This is a genomic window from Lelliottia nimipressuralis (genome assembly GCF_004402045.1).
Classification (GTDB): Bacteria; Pseudomonadota; Gammaproteobacteria; order Enterobacterales; family Enterobacteriaceae; genus Enterobacter; species Enterobacter chinensis.
Window position 1 is genome coordinate 106,225 of record NZ_SOMG01000023.1, and the last position, 18,534, is coordinate 124,758.

Consider the following 18,534-nt stretch of genomic DNA (forward strand, 5'->3'; position numbering starts at 1 on the left):
TCTCTTACAGTATGGCATTTGCGATGAAAGTAACCTCACAAGTTGAAGCGCAGCGTAAGATTCTGGAAGAAGCCGTCTCCACCGCGCTGATGCTTGCTTCAGAAAAATCAGATGGCGCCGAAGTGGCGGTCAGCAAAACCACCGGCATTAGCGTGAGCACCCGCTTTGGCGAGGTGGAGAATGTCGAATTCAACAGCGATGGCGCGCTGGGGATCACGGTCTATCACCAGAATCGCAAAGGCAGTGCGTCATCTACCGATCTCAGTCCGGATGCCATCGCCCGTACGGTGCAGGCGGCGCTGGATATTGCACGTTACACCTCGCCGGACCCTTACGCAGGCGTGGCGGATAAAGATCTGCTGGCGTTTGACGCGCCGGATCTCGATCTTTTCCACCCGGCAGAGGTCACGCCGGACGAAGCGATTGAACTGGCTGCACGCGCAGAGCAGGCTTCCCTGCAGGCTGATAAACGTATTACCAATACCGAAGGCGGCAGCTTTAACAGCCACTACGGCATCAAAGTCTTCGGCAACAGCCACGGCATGCTGCAGGGCTACTGCTCCACCCGCCACTCGCTCTCCAGCTGCGTGATCGCCGAAGAGAACGGCGACATGGAACGCGACTACGCCTACACCATTGGCCGCGCGCTGGGGGATTTACAGTCTCCGGAGTGGGTCGGTAAAGAGTGCGCCGAACGCACGCTGTCACGCCTGTCGCCGCGCAAACTCTCCACCATGAAGGCCCCGGTGATTTTTGCCAATGAAGTGGCGACCGGTCTGTTTGGCCATCTGGTGGGCGCTATCGCGGGTGGCTCCGTTTACCGTAAATCGACATTCCTGCTCGACTCGCTGGGCAAGCAGATCCTGCCGGAATGGCTGACTATCGAAGAGCATCCGCACCTGCTGAAAGGGCTGGCCTCCACGCCGTTCGACAGCGAAGGCGTGCGTACCGAACGTCGCGATATCATCAAAGACGGCGTGCTGACCCAGTGGCTGCTGACCAACTACTCTGCGCGCAAGCTGGGGCTGAAAAGCACCGGTCATGCGGGCGGTATCCATAACTGGCGGATTGCCGGACAGGGCCTCAACTTTGAGCAGATGCTGAAAGAGATGGGCACCGGTCTGGTGGTGACCGAGCTGATGGGCCAGGGCGTAAGCGGCATCACCGGGGATTACTCTCGCGGTGCGGCGGGCTTCTGGGTAGAAAACGGCGAAATCCAATATCCGGTGAGCGAAATTACGATTGCGGGTAATCTGAAGGACATGTGGCGCAACATCGTTACGGTCGGTAACGATATTGAAACACGCAGCAATATACAGTGTGGTTCTGTATTACTGCCGGAAATGAAAATCGCCGGACAATGACAATAGAGATAGCGTTTTCTTAATAATAAAAAAGGAAGTGAGCAATGCGTAAACATCTGTTAGCGATCGTCGCGGCTTCAACGCTGGTTCTTGGCTCTTCTGCGTTTGCTGCCGATCTTGAAGACGACATGGGCATCCTCGGTCAAAACCTGAAGGTGGTGCAGAAAACGGACAATGCGGCTGAAATGAAAGACGCACTGACCAAAATGCGTGAAGCAGCGCTGGACGCCCAAAAAGCGACACCGCCAAAGCTGGAAAGCAAAGCGGCGGACAGTGCAGAGATGAAAGATTACCGCCACGGCTTTGACGTGCTGGTCGGCCAGATCGACGGTGCGCTGAAGCTGGCAAATGAAGGTAAAGTGAAAGAAGCCCAGGCGGCGGCCGAGCAGTTTGTGACTACGCGCAACACGTATCACAAAAAATATCGTTAATTGGGTGCCTGAGCTGTACGTCCTTTCTCCGTATGCGGAGGCGCATTACGCGCCCCCGCATCTTTGCTCCCTACCGGCCGGAGCGACAATCCATCCGCGCTGTCACTTCAAGCGAGCCGTTTCGAAAACGGATCTCGCACAGTGTTTTCCTCGTCACCAGCGTTAAGATGATTATTGTCAAAGAAATAATCATCAGAACCCCGATACTTGGGTTTCTGCGTTTCATGGATGCCTCCTTGCTTTAAAGCGGGCGAGGTAGCAAACATCACGTGGCTAGACGTGTCGTTTACAGCCCCGTCCTGATTTAAATTCAGGTAGGGGCTTTCCACTTTCCGTCCCGTGCCTGAGACGGTCAGTCTCAAGCACCCGTCGCCACTCTAGCGAATCCCCATAAGAAAACCTTATCCACATCACATTTCTACGAGCCCGCCCGGAATCTTTTCCGCTTCGCTTACCCCTTATTTGCCGCGCGATAGCGTGATATTCATCACGTAAATCCAGCGTTTTATTCATATTCAGCGCATTTATGTGGCACAGATCACTGCTGCGGCTCGCCTTTCCACTTCGAAGTGGAAAACAACTCGCTACAAACAATTCCCCCTCAACGTTAGTTTTATTCCAGAGCCATTAACGGGGTAAGACCAGTGATTAACGGAGCGGTAATGAACGACGTTGGGGAACAGACAGTGCAAACAGAGCAGCTCGCGAACACTATGCTGCAGCAGGTTTATGCCCTGCTGGCCCGGCACGACATCATCCCCAATGCAGTACAGGAGCAGATGCTCACCTCCCACGTTCGCGCAATGGCGCACCGGTCCGTGACCGGCGAGCCGCTGCCGGAGGTTGAAGCGGAGCTGTTCGACGAAATTTCACCCGATTCAATGCAACTTGCCCGTGAAGTGGTAGCGCAGTTTGGCAATCTTCCTGATGAAGAAGCCTGGCTGCTCTCCGTTCACTTCGAAGTCGCGAAAGACAACCTTTAAGGAGCAACACATGGAACAGATTACAGTCGTGATTGGCGATCGCCTGGGCAAAGGTCAGAAAGTGGCCGCGGGTGTGGAAAAAGCAGGTGGACGCGCGGTTGTCGTACCGGGTATGGCTGCCGATATGAAGCTCGGTGACGTGATGAAAGCGGAAAACGCCACCTTCGGCATCTCCTTCTGCGGCAGCGGCGGCGCGGGCGCAATTACTGCTCAGACCAAATATGGCTACAAAGCCAAATACGGCATGCGTTCCGTGGAAGAGGGCGTGACCGCCATCAACGAAGGCTGCAACGTGCTGGGCTTTGGCTTTATGGATAAAGAAGAGCTGGGCGAGCGTCTGGTGCAGGCGTGGCAGAAAAAATACGGCGCATAAGCATGAAAGAACAGTTCACAACCACGGTGAGAGTGAAGGGCAAAGGCGACGCCAAAGCGCGCGCCTTTGCCGACGCGCTCAACCACGTTCAGGCCGCGGTGATGAAAGCCTCACCGCATATCTTACTGCGTATTGAGCCACAGGATGTGCAGGTCGTTCAGGCGCAAGAAGCGGTGCGGAAAGAAGCGTTTCTGTTCTTCTTTTTGCGCCGGGAAAGACGCACCTACAGCGTGGAGCTGGATGTGACCGTCAACGTGACCGCCATCAATCTCGACCAGGTGGATTTCGTCACGCAACGCTGATTATTCATAAAAGGGCAGACTGATGTTCTTAATTATATTAATAAAATCGCTCATCATTGGCGGCCTGGTTGGCGTCGGTGTCGGAGCCGGGGCTGCACGCATGTTTCATGCGCCTACCACACAGGGTATGGGCGCGTTTCGTACGTTGGGGGAACTGAACTCCTGCGAAGGGGATCCGGCTTCTCACTTCTCCTTTGGGTTAGGTTTCTTCTTTAACGCCTGGGCCTCTTCCGTGGCCGCAGGGGCTTTCACACAGGACGTTGACCACCGCATCATCCCGAACTGGGGTGCTGCTGCACTGATGATCAAAAACCGTAACGTCGGCGAAACGCTGCACGACCCGCGCAAAATGGCGATTGCCTGCGGCCTGATCGGCATGATCGTCGTGACCTTCCTTAACCTTACGGCCTCCTCCGTGCCGGCTGCGCTTCAGGTTACCGCCGTGAAGGTGCTGGTGCCGGCGGCGAACCTGCTGGTTAACACCGTGATGCCGGTGATCTTCTGGCTGGCGGCCATCGACGCGGGTAAAAAGTCGGGCTTCTGGGCCACCATCTTCGGCGGCGCAGCGCAGCTGATTATGGGCAACGCCGTACCGGGCCTGGTGCTGGGGATCCTGATCGGTAAAGGCGTGGAAGAGAGTGGCTGGAACCACGTTACTAAAGTGATGATGGCGGCTATCGTCCTGCTCTTCGTGCTGAGCGGCTTCTTCCGCGGCTTCGACATGAAGATGATCGAATCCTTCCATCTGACCGTGCCGAACTGGCTCGACATGATCCACAACTCGCTCAGCGGTAAATAACAGGAGCCTCTACATGGAACAGAATAAAGGTTTTTGGTATGCCGACTGGTCGTTCCCGATCTTCGTTGGCCTGCTCTCCTCCGGCGTGTTTGCCGGGACGCATATGTACTACCTCTACGGCATTGGTGCGTTTAACGAAGTGGCCTTCGTGGCGATGCTGAAAGCGGGGATTGATACCGGCGTCTACGGCGCGGTCGCGGCGTTCGGTGCAAGCTTCCTGTTCGCCCGTATTATCGAAGGCTCGCTGGTGGGTATTCTTGATATCGGCGGAGCCATTCAGACCGGCGTGGGTCTTGGCGTGCCGGCGCTGCTGCTGGGCGCAGGCATTATGTTCCCGGTGACCAACTTCATTGCTGCGCTGATTACCGGCCTGGTGATTGGTCTGGCGATTGGCTACGTCATCATCCTGGCGCGTAAGTTCACCATCAATCAGAGCAACTCTACCTACGGTGCAGACGTGATGATGGGCGCGGGTAACGCCTCCGGCCGTTTCCTCGGGCCGTTGATTATCCTCAGCGCCATGACCGCCTCCATTCCGATTGGCGTGGGTTCACTCTTAGGTGCGCTGCTGTTCTACATCTGGCAGAAGCCGATTACCGGCGGCGCGATCCTCGGTGCCATGCTGTTGGGCTGGCTGTTCCCGGTCGCCCTTTAATACCCGCGGGCGCTCAGGCGCCCGCCTTATCAGGAGATCCTCATGTTTGATTTACTCCTGCGCCGTGCGCGCCTCACCGACGATACCCTGACCGATATCGCCATTCAGGATGGGAAGATCGCGGCGCTGGGCGAGATTGACGCTCCCGCACATAAAACGGTTGAGCTTAACGGCGAAGTCTTTGTGAGCGCTGGCTGGATTGACTCACACGTCCACTGTTACCCCAATTCCCCGATTTATCACGACGAACCGGACAGCGTCGGCATTGCGACCGGCGTCACCTCCGTGGTGGATGCGGGCAGTACCGGAGCCGACGACGTAGATGACTTCTATGAGATTACCCGCAAAGCCTCAACCGAGGTGTTTGCCCTGCTGAATATCTCCCGCGTGGGGCTGATTGCGCAGAACGAGCTGGCCAATATGGCCAACATCGACGCCGATGCGGTCAAACAGGCGGTGAAGCGTCACCCTGATTTTATCGTTGGCCTGAAGGCGCGCATGAGCAGCAGCGTGGTCGGCGAGAACGGTATTACGCCGCTGGAGCGCGCGAAAGCCATCCAGAAAGAGAATGGCGATTTGCCGCTGATGGTCCACATCGGCAACAACCCGCCGAACCTCGACGAAATCGCCGAACTGCTGAGCTCGGGCGACATCATTACCCACTGCTATAACGGCAAGCCTAACCGCATTCTGACGCCGTCCGGCGAGCTGCGCGCCTCAATCACCTCGGCCCTGAAGCGCGGCGTGCGTCTGGACGTCGGCCACGGCACCGCGAGCTTCAGCTTTGAGGTGGCGAAACGCGCCATCGCGATGGGCATTCTGCCGCACACCATCAGCTCGGATATCTACTGCCGCAACCGCATTAACGGACCGGTGGGCTCGCTGGCGAGCGTGATGTCGAAGTTTCTCGCCATCGGCATGTCATTGCCGCAGGTGATTGACTGTGTAACCGCCAATGCTGCAGACGGCCTGCGCCTGACGCGCAAAGGCCGCATTCAGTCGGGTCTCGACGCTGACCTGACGCTGTTCACGATTAAACGTCAGCCGACGCTGCTGACGGATGCCGAAAACGACAGCCTGCAGGCTGAACACATTCTGGTGCCGCTTGCCGCGATCCGCGCGGGCAAGGGCTACATGACCGAACAAGGGAGCACGGAACATGCCTTCGATTTATGAGAAATACCATTTAAAACAAGTCATCAACACCTCTGGCCGCATGACGGCGCTGGGCGTCTCCACGCCGCGCCCGGAAGTGGTACAGGCGGCGATGGACGGCATGAATCACTATTTTGAAATGAAGGATCTGGTCAACAAAACCGGGGAATACATTGCGAAGCTGCTGGATGTGGAAGGGGCGACTGTGGTCTCCTGCGCATCGGCCGGTATCGCCCAGTCCGTGGCGGCGGTGCTGGTCAAAGACAGCGACTGGCTGCTGGAAAACCTGCACGTGACCCCTATTGAGAACAACGAAATCGTCCTGCCGAAAGGCCACAACGTGAACTTTGGCGCGCCGGTGGGCACCATGGTGGCGCTGGGCGGCGGCAAGCTGGTGGAAGCGGGCTACGCCAACGAATGTTCTGCCGATCAGCTGGCGGCGGCAATTACCCCACGCACCGCGGCGATCCTCTACATCAAATCTCACCACTGCGTGCAGAAAAGCATGCTCAGCGTTGAGCAGGCGGCGGTGGTGGCGCGTAAGCACGATCTGCCCCTGATCGTCGACGCCGCAGCGGAAGAAGATCTGCATACCTACTACCGATCCGGAGCCGATCTGGTGATCTACAGCGGCGCGAAGGCAATTGAAGGGCCAACCAGCGGGCTGGTGATCGGCAAGACCCAGTACGTCGAGTGGGTGAAGCGTCAGACGGCGGGCATTGGCCGCGCGATGAAGGTGGGTAAAGAGGGCATTCTTGGCCTGACCTGCGCCATCGAACATTACCTTACCGCGACCAAGGAGAGCGGTGCCGAGATGGTGGCGAAGATGACGCCGTTTATCGACGCGCTCAACACCCTGAACGGCGTCACCGCGCGCGTGGTCTGGGACAGCGCCGGTCGCGATATCGCCCGTACCGAGATTAAATTTGACGAAGCGACCACCGGCGTCGGCACCGGCGAGCTGGTGAACGCGCTCAAGCAGGGCGAATACGCCATTTACTTCCGTGGCTACAAGGCCAACGAAGGGATTATCGAAGCGGACGTGCGCAGCGTAAACGCAGACCAGCTGAACATCGTGTATCGCCGCATTAGCGAAGTATTAGGACAGGAGAAAAAAGCATGAAACTGACCCCCAACTTTTACCGTGACCGCGTCTGCCTGAACGTGCTGGCAGGCTCGAAAGCCAACGCCAGCGCCATTTACGAGGCGGCGGAAGGTCATGTGCTGGTGGGCGTGCTCTCCAAAAATTACCCGGATGTGGCGAGCGCGGTGGCCGATATGCGCGAATACGCCGCCCTGATTGATAACGCGCTCTCCGTAGGCCTGGGCGCGGGCGATCCGAACCAGTCGGCGATGGTGAGCGAAATCTCCCGCCAGGTACAGCCGCAGCACGTTAACCAGGTCTTTACCGGCGTTGCGACCAGCCGCGCGCTGCTGGGGCAGAACGAATCGGTCGTCAATGGCCTGGTCTCGCCGACCGGCACCGTCGGGATGGTCAAAATCTCCACCGGCCCGCTGAGCAGCGCGGCACCGGACGGTATCGTGCCGGTTGAAACTGCGATTGCCCTGCTGAAAGATTTCGGCGGCAGCTCAATCAAATACTTCCCGATGGGCGGCCTCAAGTGCCGTGACGAGTACAAAGCGGTAGCGGAAGCCTGCGCCCGCCACGACTTCTGGCTGGAGCCAACCGGGGGAATCGATCTGGAAAATTATGAAGAGATCCTGCAGATCGCTCTGGACGCGGGCGTGAGCAAAATCATCCCGCATATTTACAGCTCAATTATCGACAAAGCCAGCGGCGATACGCGCCCGGAAGATGTGCGCACGCTGCTTGCGATGACGAAGAAGCTGGTGAAGTAAAACCTGCCCCTCACCCTAACCCTCTCCCTTTGGGAGAGGACCGGGGTGAGGGGAAACACACCGCACAAACCTGAAGGAGCCACCATGCACACCCGTAACCTGCTTGTCGCTTCACTCTCTTTACTTGCTACCGCCGCCGTTGCCCAGAACCAGTATGCCTGGGTGGGTACCTATAATCCGAACGGCGAAGGGCTGTACCGCTTTACCGTTGACCCGCAAAGCGGCGCGCTCGATAACAAAACGCTGGTGAGCAAACTGCCGAACGCCGCGCAGCTGGCCGTTTCACGCGACGGCAAAACGCTCTATCTGGCAAGCGAAGTGGAGCAGGGCGTGGTGCAGGCGCTGCGCGTGGGCGATAACGGCGAGCTGAGCGAACTCAATCAGGTGACCTCCGGCGGCGCGGGGCCGGTGTATCTCTCCCTGACGCCGAACGGCAAGCACCTGCTGGTGGCCAACTACGTCAGCGGGTCGATTGCCGTATTACCGGTCAAGGCAGATGGCAGCCTGGGTGACGCCACGGATCAGCACCAGGATCGGGGTGAGCCGGGCGCGGCAAAACCGGAAGCCGCTGCTGAGGGCAGCTTTGCCATCAGCGATCACAACGGTCCTCACGCGCACATGATCGCCGCCGATCCGAGCGGGAAATACGTGTTTTCCACCGATCTGGGGCTGGATCGCATCTACCAGTACCGCTTTGACGATCGAACAGGCAAGCTGACGCCGAACGATCCGCCGTTTGTCAGCGCCTCCTCAAAAGGGGCTGGGCCGCGCCACTTTGTCTTTACGCCGAAAGGCGATGCCCTGTGGCTGATTAACGAAGAGGCGTCTACGCTGACCCACTATTCGGTGGAGGCAAACGGTACGCTGAGAGAGGGCAAAACGGTTTCTGCCCTGCCGGAAGGGTACAAAGGTACCAGTTTCGCTGCCGGACTGGCGTTAAGCGCCGACGGTAAACAGCTGTATGTGGCTAACCGTTTGCATAACAGCATCGGGCACTTTACCGTAACAGCGGAGGGCACGCTGACGCATCAGGACGACGTGTGGACGCGGGGCGACTATCCGCGCACCCTGACGCTCGATAAACAGGGACGCTGGCTGTACGTCATGAACCAGCGCAGCGACAACATTACCCGTTTCCGCGTCGATCAGGACGGCAAGCTAAGCTTTGAGCCAGACTATACCCCGGTCGGCAGCCCATCCCAGATGGTCATTTCACCTTAAGCCGTAAGAGGACAACGACGTGCGATTCCCGAATCAACGTTTAGCGCAACTTTTCGAACTGTTGCAAAACGAGACGCTGCCGCAGGACGAGCTGGCGCAGCGGCTGTCGGTCTCCACGCGAACCGTCCGTGCGGACATCACCGCCCTGAACGCGCTGCTGGCAAGCCACGGCGCGCAGTTCATCCTGAGCCGGGGCAACGGCTACCAGCTCAAAATTGAGGATGCCGAACGCTATCAGCAGCTGCAGGCCTCCCACCCGCGCGCGCTGCGTATTCCGCGGACCGGGCCGGAGCGCGTGCATTATCTGGTGGTGCGTTTTCTGACCTCGGCGTTTTCCCTCAAGCTTGAGGATCTGGCGGACGAGTGGTTCGTCAGCCGCGCCACGCTGCAAAGCGACATGGCGGAGGTACGCGAGTGGTTCCACCGCTATAACTTGACGCTGGAAACCCGTCCGCGTCACGGGATGAAGCTGTTTGGCAGCGAGATGTCGACCCGCGCGTGCCTGACCGATCTGCTCTGGGAGCTGGCGCAGCAGGATAGCCTGAACCCGCTGGTGACGGACGTGGCGCTGAATGTGGGCGTGGCGGAGCAGATGGTGCCCGTGCTGCACGACGCGCTGACGCGTCATCACATTCGCCTGACCGATGAAGGCGAGCTGTTCCTGCGCCTGTACTGCGCGGTGTCGGTGCGCCGCATTAGCGAAGGTTACCCGCTGCCGGAATTCCATGCCGAAGACGTGGAAGAGAACGTGCGCGAGGCGGCGAAAGATATCGCCGTGACCATCCAGCAGCTGGCGGGCAAAGCGCTTTCGCCCTCGGAGGAGAGCTGGCTGTGCGTCCACATCGCCGCGCGGCAGATTCAGGAGATCGCGCCCAGCGCCATTAACGCCGATGACGACGAAGCGCTGGTCAACTACATCCTGCGTTACATCAACACCCACTATAACTACAACCTGCTCAGCGACGAGCAGCTGCATGCGGATCTGCTCACGCACATCAAAACCATGATCACCCGCGTGCGGTATCAAATCATGATCCCCAATCCGCTGCTGGATAACATCAAGCAGCACTACCCGATGGCGTGGGATATGACCCTGGCGGCGGTGTCGAGCTGGGGCAAATACACGCCGTACGTCATCAGCGAAAACGAGATCGGCTTCCTGGTGCTGCACATCGGCGTCGGGCTGGAGCGTCACTACAACATTGGTTACCAGCGCCAGCCGCGCGTGCTGCTGGTGTGCGACGCCGGTAATGCGATGGTGCGCATGATTGAGGCGGTGCTGCAGCGCAAATACCCGCAGATTGAGGTTACGCGCACGCTCACCCTGCGCGAGTACGAGCTGGCGGAAATGATTAGCGAAGACTTTGTGATCGCCACCGCCCGCGTCAGCGAAAAGTCGAAACCGGTGGTGACGATCGCCCCATTCCCGACCGACTACCAGTTAGAACAGATCGGCAAGCTGGTGCTGGTGGACCGCACCCGACCGTGGATGCTGGATAAATACTTCGATGCAGCCCATTTCCGTATTCTCGACAAACCTGTCGACCAGCAAACGCTGTTCCATGAACTGTGCGCGCAGCTTGAAGGCGAAGGCTTTGTTGGTGCGGAGTTCCTGGATTCGGTCATCGAGCGTGAAGCCATCGTCAGCACCATGCTCGGCGACGGCATCGCGTTGCCGCACTCCCTCGGCCTGCTGGCGCAAAAAACGGTGGTCTACACCGTGCTCGCCCCGCACGGCGTCCAGTGGGGTGACGAAACCGCGCACGTTATCTTCCTGCTCGCCATCAGCAAAAGCGAATACGAAGAGGCGATGGCGATTTACGATATCTTCGTCACCTTCCTGCGTGAACGGGCGATGACGCGACTCTGTAGCTGCGGTGATTTTGCCGAGTTTAAGGCGGTGGCGATGGAGAGTTTGAGCCGGTTTTGAGATAAGGGCGGACGGATAACATCCGCCTTTGATCAACGCAGATGATGCACTACCTGGTTACTGCTGCCGCGCCAGATAAGCGACGGGTCTTTTAAATCCTGCACAAACTTGCCGTCGACCAGGACGTTAATCAGATCCACTATTTCCATTTGCTGCGCGTTCAGCTCATCCAGCCTGTAGCCTGTCCAGACCCAGATGTCTTTTCCCGCACACTCTGCCCGAATGCGCTTCACCAGCTTCAGGATATCCGGCACGTTTTGCGGATGCAGCGGATCGCCACCGGAGAGGGAAATCCCCTGGCGGTGAATGCGCGTGTCGTTCAGGTCGCTGATGATTTTATCTTCCATCTCCGCGGTGAACGGCATGCCGGAATTAAGGCGCCAGGTGCTTTTGTTGTAGCAGCCGGGGCATTCATGAACGCAGCCTGAGACAAACAGGGTGCAGCGGGTGCCGGGGCCGTTGACGATGTCGACGGGGTAGTATTGATGAAAGTTCATAGCGGATAACCAAGCCGGGTGGCGCTGCGCTTACCCGGCCTACAAAAGAGTGCGGTCCGTAGGCCCGGTAAGCGCAGCGCCACCGGGCATTAACGCGGCAGAGGGTTAACCGATCTGCCCATTCCCTAAATGCTTCACGCGGCGCTTCACCTCTTCCTGCTTGCCGGCGTTAAACGGACGTGCATCCGGGCTGCCGAGATAGCCGCACACGCGGCGGGTGACGGAGACGCGAGCCGCGTCGTGGTTGCCGCATTTCGGGCAGGTAAAGCCTTTGCTGGTGCACTCAAACTCACCGGTAAAACCGCACTCATAGCACTCGTCGATTGGCGTGTTGGTTCCGTAATACGGCACGTGCTGGTAGCTGTAATCCCATACGTCTTCCAGCGCTTTCAGGTTGTGCTGAATGTTCGGATACTCGCCGTAGCAGATGAAGCCGCCGCTGGCGATAGGCGGATACGCCGCTTCGAAGTCGATCTTGTCGTACGGGTTTACCTTTTTCTCCACGTCGAGGTGGAAGCTGTTGGTGTAGTACCCTTTGTCGGTCACACCTTCCACAATACCGAACTCGGCGGTATCCAGACGGCAGAAGCGGTCGCACAGGTTTTCGCTCGGCGTGCTGTAGAGGCTGAAGCCGTAGCCGGTCTCCTCTTTCCACTGGTCTACCGCGTCGCGCAGGCGCTGAACGATGGCGATGCCTTTCTCACGCAGCGCGGCGCTGTCGTACATGTGCGTGCCGCCGGCCAGCGCGTTGATGGTTTCGTGAATGCCGATATAGCCCAGCGAAATCGACGCGCGCCCGTTTTTGAAGATCTCAGACACGTCATCGTCCGCTTTCAGGCGCACGCCGCAGGCTCCTTCCATATAGAGGATGGGCGCGACGCGGGCTTTGACACCTTCGAGGCGCGCAATGCGGGTCATCAGCGCTTTACGCGCCAGCTGCAGGCGCTCGTCCAGCAGCGTCCAGAAGGCGTCTTCATTACCTTTCGCTTCCAGCGCGATGCGCGGCAGGTTCAGGCTGATAACGCCCAGGTTGTTGCGTCCGTCGTGGATCTGCTCGCCGTTTTCATCTTCGTACACGCCGAGGAAGCTGCGGCAGCCCATTGGCGTTTTAAACGAGCCGGTGACCTTCACCACCTGGTCGTAGTTCAGAATGTCCGGATACATGCGCTTGCTCGCGCACTCCAGCGCCAGCTGTTTAATGTCGTAGTTTGGATCGCCAAACTTGTGGTTCAGGCCGTCGCGGATGGCGAACACCAGTTTCGGGAACACCGCGGTTTTGCGGTTTTTGCCGAGTCCGGAGATACGGTTGCGCAGGATGGACTGCTGGATCAGACGCGATTCCCAGCTGGTGCCCAGACCGAAGCCGAAGGTCACAAACGGCGTCTGGCCGTTGGCGGTGTGCAGGGTGTTTACCTCATATTCCAGCGACTGGAACGCGTCGTAGCACTCTTTCTCGGTGCGGGAATGCGCATAGCCGTCAGCGTCCGGGATCTGCCACTCTTCGGCCGTTTTACGGTGCTTGTTGAAGCTGGCCGTCACGAACGGGGCCAGCACTTCATCAATACGGTTAATGGTGGTGCCGCCGTAAATATGGCTGGCGACCTGGGCGATAATCTGCGCCGTGACCGCGGTGGCGGTGGAGATCGACTTAGGTGGCTCAATCTCGGCGTTACCCATTTTAAAACCGTGGGTCAGCATGCCCTTCAGGTCGATCAGCATGCAGTTGAACATCGGGAAGAATGGCGAGTAGTCGAGATCGTGGTAGTGGATCTCACCGCGCTCGTGCGCCGACACTACGTCGCGCGGTAGCAGATGCTGACGGGCATAGTGTTTGGCCACGATACCGGCCAGCAGATCGCGCTGGGTAGGGATCACTTTACTGTCTTTGTTTGCGTTTTCATTGAGCAGCGCAGAGTTGGTCTGCTCCACCAGGCCGCGAATTTCCTGGTTCAGACGGCCGCGCTTTTCGCGCTGAACGTCACGATCGTGGCGATATTCAATGTAGGCGCGCGCCAGCTGCTTGTAGGGGCCCGCCATTAGCTGGTTCTCAACCGCGGTCTGGATCTCGTTGATATCGACCTGGCTGCGTTCATTCATCTGGCTGCTAACGACTTCTGCGACGGTGGCGCAGTAATCTGCGTCATCGACTCCCGCTGCTTTAGCTGCACGCAGAATGGCTTCCTGAATGCGCTCTGATTTAAACGGCACTTTACAGCCATCACGTTTCATCACATGCGGTGTCATGATCACTCCATTTTTTAAAAACAGGTTATCCACAGAGGCGGAGAAGTATTCAGAGGCTGTATTGTCAGCCAGGTGAGAGACTTCCCTCGTTTCTGACCCTTGTTATCCACAATTCCGGAGAGCGGAGTCGCCGTCTTGTTGTTGGAATAGTAGACGATTAATACAAGATGTTGGGTCGGCGTGCATTTTAAGTTCTACATATAGTGATTTGCATCAAACATGTTTGCGATTTATTTGATTCAGAACAAAGTAAAAAGACGAGAGTACAAACGGCGGGCGCTGTAGCGATTGTAAATACGAAAAGGAAAAATCTGATTAATTATTCAACAAAAACAGTAAAGTAAGCCGGGCGCAACGGGTGCGCCCGGCGAAGGCATTACGCCCGTAGCCACCAGACGGCTTCAAACGGCCGCAGCGTCGTTTTCTGCGGTGACGGATAGTTGCTCATCACCGTCTGCCACTGGCCGCTCAGAAGGTCATTTGTCCATTCATGAGGGTTATCGCTCAGGTTCGCCATCACGATCAGGGTCTGTCCCTGCCACCGGCGGCGATAGCACCACAGGGAAGGGTGCTCAGGAAGCAGATCCTCATAATCACCCCACGTCAGCACCGGCAGGGTTTTGCGCAGGCTGATGAGTGACTGGTAGGTGTAAAACACCGAATCCGGGTCATCGAGCGCCGCGCGGGCGTTCACGGTCTCATAGTTATCGCAGACGCCAATCCAGGGTTCACCCTCGGTAAAGCCCGCGTTGTGCGAGGCATCCCACTGCATCGGCGTGCGGCCGTTGTCGCGAGACTTGCTCGCCAGAATCGCCAGGAGTTCGTCCGGTTCGCGGCCGTTGGCCCGCAGTTCGGCGAACATGTTCAGGCTTTCCACGTCGCGGTAATCGGTGATGCGGCTGAAGTGCGGGTTGGTCATGCCCAGCTCTTCGCCCTGGTAGATGTACGGCGTGCCCTGCATACCGTGCAGCACCATGCCGAGCATCTTCGCCGCCGGTACGCGGTATTCCCCTTCGTCACCAAAGCGCGACACGATGCGCGGTTGGTCGTGGTTACACCAGAACAGCGCGTTCCAGGCTTTGTTATGCATGCCCTGCTGCCAGTGGCGGAAGAGGGTTTTCAGCGCTACGAAGTCCGGCTTCGCCTTCGTCCATTTTTCGCCGCCGGGGTAGTCCACCTTCAGGTGGTGGAAGTTAAAGGTCATCGACAGCTCGCGTCCGTCGAGGGACGCATACTGCTGGCAGTTTTCCAGCGAGGTCGAGGACATTTCGCCCACCGTCATCAGGTTGCGCGGCGTAAAGACGTCGCGGCTCATCTCCTGCAGATATTCATGAACGCGCGGCCCGTCGGTATAGAAACGGCGACCGTCGCCGATGTCGTCATTTGGGAAATCCTGATCTTTCGAAATCAGGTTAATCACGTCCAGACGCAAGCCGTCCACGCCGCGATCGGCCCAGAATTCGCACACCTTTTTCAGCTCGGCGCGCACGGCAGGGTTTTCCCAGTTGAGATCCGCCTGCTCCGGGGCGAAAAGGTGCAGATAATACTGCTCACTCTCGGCGTGCCAGCGCCAGGCGTTGCCGCCAAACTTGGAGCGCCAGTTGTTGGGAAGCTGCTCCGGCGTGCCGTCGCGCCAGATGTAGAACTGGCGGTACGGGCTCGCTTTGTTCAGCGATTCCCGGAACCAGGCGTGCTGTGTGGAGGTGTGGTTAAACACCATATCCAGCACGATGCGAATGCCGCGTTCGTGCGCCCCGGCAACCAGCGCGTCGAAATCATCCAGCGTGCCGTAGGCCGGGTCAATGGCGGTGTAATTCGCCACGTCGTAGCCGTTATCCACCTGCGGGGAGATATAAAACGGCGTCAGCCAGATGGCGTCGATGCCGAGGGTTTTCAGGTAGTCCAGACGCTGCGTTACGCCGCGTAAATCACCGGTGCCGCTGCCGGTCGTGTCCTGAAAACTCTTTGGATAGATCTGATAGATGACGCCGTTCTGCCACCAGTGAGGAAGGGTATTCATAATGCGTTCCTGCAAATGCGAAGGGGCGCAACTGCGCCCCGAAAAAGGAGGTTAAACAATCTGCAGCGCGCCCTGACGGAACTTACGCTGATAAACCACGGTGGTGAGCGCCATTGGGACGATAATCGCGATGGCCATCGCCAGGGCAAACACCTGCCAGAAAGCGGGCTGAATAGAGAGGATACCCGGCAGCCCGCCAACGCCAATCCCGTTTGCCATCACGCCGTACAGACCACACACCAGGCCTGCCAGACCGGAACCGATCATCGCGCAGAGCATCGGGAAGCGGTATTTCAGGTTGATGCCGTACATGGCCGGTTCGGTGACGCCGAGGTAAGCGGAGATAGCTGCCGGAACGGAGATCTCACGCTCGTTATGCTTACGGCTGACGATGATGATCCCGGTGACCGCCGACGCCTGCGCAATGTTAGACAGCGCGATGATAGGCCAGACCGGCGTGCCGCCGAGGCTCTGGATCATCTGCATATCAATCGCCAGCGTGGTCTGGTGTACGCCGGTGATCACCAGCGGGGCGTACAGGAAGCCAAACAGCGCGGCACCAATCGGCGCGAAGCTGCCGGTCATCAGGTGACGGACCGCGAAGGCCACGCCGTCGCCAATCATGCGGCCAAACGGACCGATAAACGCATGCGCCAGGAACACCGCCAGAATCAGCGAGCAGACCGGCACTACTACCAGATAAAGGTAATCCGGCACGATGCGCTTCAGCCGCGTTTCAATAAAGCCCAGCGCCAGACCAGCCAGCAATGCCGGAATCACCTGCGCCTGGTAGCCCACCTTAGCGATGGTAAACAGCCCGAAGTTCCACACTTCCGGCACCTGCTGACCAAGTAAGTAAGCGTTCATTAACTGCGGAGAGACCAGCGTGACGCCCAGCACGATACCCAGAATCGGGGTGCCGCCCATCTTGCGTACCGCGGACCAGCAAATCCCCACTGGCAGGTAGAAGAAGATCGCTTCGCCAATCAACCACAGGAAGTCGTACACGGTTTTCAGCGCCGGATACATCTGCGCCAGGGTTTTGCCGTCGCTCATCGGCACATCACCAATGACGTTACGGAAACCTAAAATTAAGCCCCCGCTGATCAGCGCTGGCAGCAGCGGGAAGAAGATCTCCGCGAAGTGGGAGATCAGCTGCTCGTGCCATTTCATATTCTGACGTGCGGCCTTCTTCGCCTGCTCTTTATCAGCGGAGGAGTGCCCGGTTGTTGCCAGCAGAGCCTGATAGTAATCGCCCACTTCGGTACCAATCACCACCTGGAACTGCCCGGCGTTGGTGAAGCAGCCTTTTACCATTTTCAACTCTTCAATGGCTTTCGGATTGGCCTTGGCCGGATCGTTCAGCACGAAGCGCAGGCGGGTAATGCAGTGGCTGACGGTCGCGATGTTTTCACGTCCGCCGACCAGGACGATCAGCTGATCGATATCGGCTTGTTTGACTTTACTCATCATGAAACCTCATGACAGATGGTGAAGGGGGTAATGACCTGAGCGCAAGCCTACTCCTTCAGCGTGACGGCGAAAATGGGAACGTTCCCGAAATCGGGCGAAGATCACAATAAACCGTTGAGCGGGGGTTAAGAAAGGTGGGCGGGAATAACGATCTGACGCGGCTCAGCGCGCCCGTTGATCTGCTCGATAAGCTGCGCGGCGGCCTGTCTGCCAGACTCGGCGTAGCCCGGATCGACGGTGATAATTTCCGGGTGCAAAAACTTCATCAGCGGCGTACTGCCCACGCTCGCCACCTGCAGGTTATCGATGCGTTGTTCCTGGATATATTTGCTCGCACCCAGCGCCAGGGTATCCGTGGCGCACACCAGCGCGGTGGTCTGTGGCGTCAGAACGCCAGCGACCTGCTCGTAGCCCTGCTTCATGCCCAGCCCCGGCAGAGAGGCCACGGCGGAGAGGTTGTGCTGTTTGCAGAAGGCCAGATAGGCTTCATGGCGACGCTTGCCGGTGGTGATGTCCGCGTGAGGAACGCCGAGGAAGCTGATGTGGCGATGGCCTTGGTCGTACAGGCGCTGCATTAGGGTAATAATCGCCCCTTCATCGTCATAGCAGACGGACGCGAAGCCGTGGGCATCACGCGCCAGCAGCACCAGCGACGGCTGCCAGGGTTTCAGCATCTCGTCTTTGATGCCGGTAAAGCCAAACAGCACCACGCCGTCAATGTTGCGCCGCTGGAGCATACCCAGATGCTCTTCAACCAGCTGCACAGAGAACTGGCTCTCCATCATGATCGGATCATAGCCCTGCTCGTAGAAGGCGGGCAGCATGGTCTGGACGGCGAGATTTTCGGAGAGCGAATCCAGACGCGAGACAATGATCGCGACAACTTTGTCACTCTGCCCGCGCATGGCGCGCGCGGAGCGGGAAGGCGAAAAGCCGTGCTGGTTCATGACCGCCTCAACGCGTTCGCGGGTGCGTTCGCTGACACCACTTTCGTTGTTCAGCACGCGCGACACGGTGGATTTCCCCACGCCGCTTAAACGCGCGATGTCTTTAATCGTAAGGCGGTTCTGCATGCTGTATTCCCTGTAACAACGACAAAGTGGTCAATTGAGCCTAATGCTATAGCGCGATTTCGCTATGGGCAAAGTCTGGTTTACGTTCGGTTTATTTGCGTGGGGTTATAATACCGTCCGATGCGCCACGAACGGTATGGATAAATCCTTATAC

General features: G+C 58.1%; 18 protein-coding genes. 12 read left to right on the plus strand and 6 right to left on the minus strand.

The window, feature by feature from the left end; genetic code table 11:
* Nucleotides 1-11 precede the first annotated feature (11 nt).
* Complete coding sequence (pmbA, locus tag E3U32_RS15340; protein WP_134349467.1) at nucleotides 12-1,364, plus strand: metalloprotease PmbA; 1,353 nt, start codon at nucleotides 12-14, stop codon at nucleotides 1,362-1,364.
* A gap of 44 nt (nucleotides 1,365-1,408) precedes the next feature.
* Nucleotides 1,409-1,795: a cytochrome b562 gene (gene cybC, locus E3U32_RS15345; protein ID WP_008501412.1), complete on the plus strand. Its 387-nt coding sequence runs from the start codon at nucleotides 1,409-1,411 to the stop codon at nucleotides 1,793-1,795.
* A gap of 70 nt (nucleotides 1,796-1,865) precedes the next feature.
* Here the strand turns inward: cybC and E3U32_RS15350 are convergent, their stop codons facing one another.
* Entirely contained in the window at nucleotides 1,866-2,021 is a 156-nt protein-coding gene (locus E3U32_RS15350; protein ID WP_134349468.1) for a Hok/Gef family protein, read from the minus strand.
* Nucleotides 2,022-2,439: 418 nt separating this feature from the next.
* On the opposite strand from E3U32_RS15350, the gene E3U32_RS15355 reads away from it, so the two are divergent.
* The 10 genes from E3U32_RS15355 to E3U32_RS15400 all read left to right on the plus strand — a co-directional run bounded on the left by E3U32_RS15355 (nucleotide 2,440) and on the right by E3U32_RS15400 (nucleotide 11,073).
* Entirely contained in the window at nucleotides 2,440-2,778 is a 339-nt protein-coding gene (locus tag E3U32_RS15355) for a glycine dehydrogenase (protein WP_134349469.1), read from the plus strand.
* Between the two features lie 10 nt (nucleotides 2,779-2,788).
* Nucleotides 2,789-3,151 carry an SFCGS family glycine-rich protein gene (locus E3U32_RS15360; RefSeq protein ID WP_023293430.1) on the plus strand — a complete coding sequence of 121 codons (363 nt, stop codon included), beginning with the start codon at nucleotides 2,789-2,791 and terminating at the stop codon, nucleotides 3,149-3,151.
* 2 nt (nucleotides 3,152-3,153) lie between these two features.
* On the plus strand, nucleotides 3,154-3,453 hold the full coding sequence (locus E3U32_RS15365) for a DUF4312 family protein (RefSeq protein ID WP_006810338.1): 300 nt from the start codon (nucleotides 3,154-3,156) through the stop codon (nucleotides 3,451-3,453).
* 22 nt (nucleotides 3,454-3,475) lie between these two features.
* Nucleotides 3,476-4,252, plus strand: a complete 777-nt coding sequence (locus tag E3U32_RS15370) for a DUF4311 domain-containing protein (protein WP_024907277.1) — start codon at nucleotides 3,476-3,478, stop codon at nucleotides 4,250-4,252.
* Nucleotides 4,253-4,265: 13 nt separating this feature from the next.
* A complete protein-coding gene (locus E3U32_RS15375; RefSeq protein ID WP_014068673.1) occupies nucleotides 4,266-4,907 on the plus strand; it encodes a DUF4310 family protein in 642 nt (213 codons plus the stop codon).
* Between the two features lie 42 nt (nucleotides 4,908-4,949).
* Nucleotides 4,950-6,083, plus strand: coding sequence for an amidohydrolase/deacetylase family metallohydrolase (locus E3U32_RS15380; RefSeq protein ID WP_134349470.1), 1,134 nt, complete (start codon nucleotides 4,950-4,952; stop codon nucleotides 6,081-6,083).
* Nucleotides 6,067-7,185 carry a DgaE family pyridoxal phosphate-dependent ammonia lyase gene (locus E3U32_RS15385; RefSeq protein ID WP_134349471.1) on the plus strand — a complete coding sequence of 373 codons (1,119 nt, stop codon included), beginning with the start codon at nucleotides 6,067-6,069 and terminating at the stop codon, nucleotides 7,183-7,185. Before E3U32_RS15380 ends, E3U32_RS15385 begins: the two co-directional genes overlap by 17 nt.
* A complete protein-coding gene (dagF, locus tag E3U32_RS15390) occupies nucleotides 7,182-7,922 on the plus strand; it encodes a 2-dehydro-3-deoxy-phosphogluconate aldolase (protein WP_024907273.1) in 741 nt (246 codons plus the stop codon). The genes E3U32_RS15385 and dagF overlap by 4 nt, the downstream gene beginning before the upstream one ends.
* Nucleotides 7,923-8,006: 84 nt before the next feature.
* Nucleotides 8,007-9,143, plus strand: a complete 1,137-nt coding sequence (locus E3U32_RS15395) for a lactonase family protein (protein ID WP_134349472.1) — start codon at nucleotides 8,007-8,009, stop codon at nucleotides 9,141-9,143.
* Between the two features lie 19 nt (nucleotides 9,144-9,162).
* Nucleotides 9,163-11,073 carry a BglG family transcription antiterminator gene (locus E3U32_RS15400; protein WP_134349473.1) on the plus strand — a complete coding sequence of 637 codons (1,911 nt, stop codon included), beginning with the start codon at nucleotides 9,163-9,165 and terminating at the stop codon, nucleotides 11,071-11,073.
* Nucleotides 11,074-11,105: 32 nt separating this feature from the next.
* Here E3U32_RS15400 and nrdG read toward each other — a convergent pair whose 3' ends face one another.
* From nrdG to treR, 5 genes are all read right to left on the minus strand, one after another.
* On the minus strand, nucleotides 11,106-11,570 hold the full coding sequence (nrdG, locus tag E3U32_RS15405) for an anaerobic ribonucleoside-triphosphate reductase-activating protein (RefSeq protein WP_134349474.1): 465 nt from the start codon (nucleotides 11,568-11,570) through the stop codon (nucleotides 11,106-11,108).
* Between the two features lie 105 nt (nucleotides 11,571-11,675).
* Nucleotides 11,676-13,814 carry an anaerobic ribonucleoside-triphosphate reductase gene (gene nrdD, locus E3U32_RS15410; protein ID WP_134349475.1) on the minus strand — a complete coding sequence of 713 codons (2,139 nt, stop codon included), beginning with the start codon at nucleotides 13,812-13,814 and terminating at the stop codon, nucleotides 11,676-11,678.
* Between the two features lie 376 nt (nucleotides 13,815-14,190).
* On the minus strand, nucleotides 14,191-15,834 hold the full coding sequence (treC, locus tag E3U32_RS15415; RefSeq protein WP_134349476.1) for an alpha,alpha-phosphotrehalase: 1,644 nt from the start codon (nucleotides 15,832-15,834) through the stop codon (nucleotides 14,191-14,193).
* A 51-nt stretch (nucleotides 15,835-15,885) separates the two neighbouring features.
* Entirely contained in the window at nucleotides 15,886-17,304 is a 1,419-nt protein-coding gene (gene treB / locus E3U32_RS15420) for a PTS trehalose transporter subunit IIBC (protein ID WP_134349737.1), read from the minus strand.
* A gap of 128 nt (nucleotides 17,305-17,432) precedes the next feature.
* Complete coding sequence (treR, locus tag E3U32_RS15425; protein ID WP_134349477.1) at nucleotides 17,433-18,380, minus strand: trehalose operon repressor TreR; 948 nt, start codon at nucleotides 18,378-18,380, stop codon at nucleotides 17,433-17,435.
* Nucleotides 18,381-18,534 lie beyond the last annotated feature (154 nt).

Coding starts and splice junctions, on each gene's coding strand:
- dagF (WP_024907273.1), top strand. CDS start 7,182: ATGAAACTGACCCCCAACTTTTACCGTGACCGCGTCTGCCTGAACGTG.
- pmbA (WP_134349467.1), top strand. CDS start 12: ATGGCATTTGCGATGAAAGTAACCTCACAAGTTGAAGCGCAGCGTAAG.
- E3U32_RS15350 (WP_134349468.1), bottom strand. CDS start 2,021: ATGAAACGCAGAAACCCAAGTATCGGGGTTCTGATGATTATTTCTTTG.
- nrdG (WP_134349474.1), bottom strand. CDS start 11,570: ATGAACTTTCATCAATACTACCCCGTCGACATCGTCAACGGCCCCGGC.
- treB (WP_134349737.1), bottom strand. CDS start 17,304: ATGAGTAAAGTCAAACAAGCCGATATCGATCAGCTGATCGTCCTGGTC.
- nrdD (WP_134349475.1), bottom strand. CDS start 13,814: ATGACACCGCATGTGATGAAACGTGATGGCTGTAAAGTGCCGTTTAAA.
- E3U32_RS15385 (WP_134349471.1), top strand. CDS start 6,067: ATGCCTTCGATTTATGAGAAATACCATTTAAAACAAGTCATCAACACC.
- treR (WP_134349477.1), bottom strand. CDS start 18,380: ATGCAGAACCGCCTTACGATTAAAGACATCGCGCGTTTAAGCGGCGTG.
- E3U32_RS15365 (WP_006810338.1), top strand. CDS start 3,154: ATGAAAGAACAGTTCACAACCACGGTGAGAGTGAAGGGCAAAGGCGAC.
- E3U32_RS15360 (WP_023293430.1), top strand. CDS start 2,789: ATGGAACAGATTACAGTCGTGATTGGCGATCGCCTGGGCAAAGGTCAG.
- treC (WP_134349476.1), bottom strand. CDS start 15,834: ATGAATACCCTTCCTCACTGGTGGCAGAACGGCGTCATCTATCAGATC.
- E3U32_RS15380 (WP_134349470.1), top strand. CDS start 4,950: ATGTTTGATTTACTCCTGCGCCGTGCGCGCCTCACCGACGATACCCTG.
- cybC (WP_008501412.1), top strand. CDS start 1,409: ATGCGTAAACATCTGTTAGCGATCGTCGCGGCTTCAACGCTGGTTCTT.
- E3U32_RS15375 (WP_014068673.1), top strand. CDS start 4,266: ATGGAACAGAATAAAGGTTTTTGGTATGCCGACTGGTCGTTCCCGATC.
- E3U32_RS15395 (WP_134349472.1), top strand. CDS start 8,007: ATGCACACCCGTAACCTGCTTGTCGCTTCACTCTCTTTACTTGCTACC.
- E3U32_RS15370 (WP_024907277.1), top strand. CDS start 3,476: ATGTTCTTAATTATATTAATAAAATCGCTCATCATTGGCGGCCTGGTT.